The sequence below is a fragment of the Billgrantia saliphila genome (genome assembly GCF_002930105.1).
GTDB lineage: Bacteria > Pseudomonadota > Gammaproteobacteria > Pseudomonadales > Halomonadaceae > Halomonas > Halomonas saliphila.
This window is the reverse complement of the sequence record NZ_PJRN01000042.1, coordinates 1-1,287: the sequence shown is the minus strand read 5'-3', so window position 1 is coordinate 1,287 and position 1,287 is coordinate 1. Positions and strand designations below refer to the sequence as shown.

Annotated in this window: 1 protein-coding gene and 1 pseudogene; both read left to right on the top strand. The window is 64.4% G+C overall.

Annotated elements, in window-relative coordinates:
• Window positions 1–207 (top strand): annotated as a pseudogene (locus CYJ07_RS20175) (TRAP transporter small permease); the annotation flags it as partial.
• Window positions 200–1,287: TRAP transporter large permease (locus tag CYJ07_RS20170; RefSeq protein WP_104205486.1), on the top strand; the 1,088-nt coding region annotated here is incomplete at its 3' end. The pseudogene CYJ07_RS20175 and the gene CYJ07_RS20170, both read left to right, overlap by 8 nt.

Below are 1,287 nucleotides of genomic sequence, written 5' to 3'. Positions count from 1 at the left end.
GGCGAACGCGCCATGCAGTGGGGTGACGTGACCGAGTTCCTGCGTATCCCCAACGGCTATCTCATTTATTTGATGTCGATCATGCTGGCCGCGTCGGCCGTACTGACGCTGCTGCGCGCACTGTTCTATCTGCTTGAAGGGGTGGGCGTGATCGAGCGCGGCGGCCCGCTCAGTCCTGAGAAAGGCAAGGGAGGCGACAATGACTGAAGCGCTGTACGGTTTCGCCGCCCTGCTGCTGTTGGCGTTCTTGCGGGTGCCGCTGGCCTTCGCCATGGGCATCGTCGGCTTCGCCGGCTTCTATTACCTGACTGGCAACTGGAGCGCCGCCGAGTCCATGGCTGCGCGGCGGGTGATCGATACCGCCATGGACTATGGCCTGTCGGTGATCCCGCTATTCATCCTGATGGGCAACCTGGTGTCGCATGCCGGGCTGTCGGATGCGTTGTTCCGCGCTTCCAACGGCTTCCTCGGGCATCGTAAGGGCGGCCAGGCCATGGCCACCATCGTCGCCTGCGGCGGCTTCAGCGCCATCTGCGGCTCAAGCCTCGCCACGTGTGCCACCATGGGGCGCGTGGCCATGCCGCAGATGCGCAAGTACGGCTACAAGGACACCCTGGCCTCGGCCTCCATCGCCGCTGGCGGCACGCTGGGCATCCTGATCCCGCCCAGCGTGATGCTGGTGATCTATGGCATCCTCACCGAGACCAGCATTCGCGAACTGTTCGCCGCCGGCTTCATTCCCGGCATCCTCGGCATCGTGCTCTACCTTGGGTCGGTGAAGTGGGTACTGTGGCGCGATCCCGACGCGGGCCCGGCCGGCGAGAAAGTCGAGTGGCCCGAACGCATCAAGGCGCTGAAGAGCGTGGGCGACACCTTGGCGCTGTTCGTGCTGGTGATCGGCGGCATCTATCTCGGCGTGTTCACCCCCACCGAGGCGGCGGGCATCGGTGCCATGGGCGCCTTCCTGATCGCCCTGTTCCGGCGCGCGCTGACGCCGCAGGTGTTGATGAACGTCCTGATGGACACCGTGCGCACCACTGCCATGCTGTTCGCCGTGGTACTCACTGCGTTGATCTTTGCCAACTTCATCAACCGGGCGGGGCTGCCCAGCGATCTGCTGGCCTTCGTCAACGGGCTCGATATCGCGCCGTTCATGGTGATTCTGGTGATACTGGCCATCTACGTGCTGCTGGGCTGCGTGTTCGAGAGCATGTCGATGCTGCTGCTCACCGTGCCGGTATTCTTCCCGGTGGTGGCGGGGCTGGGCTACGACCTGGTGTGGTTCGG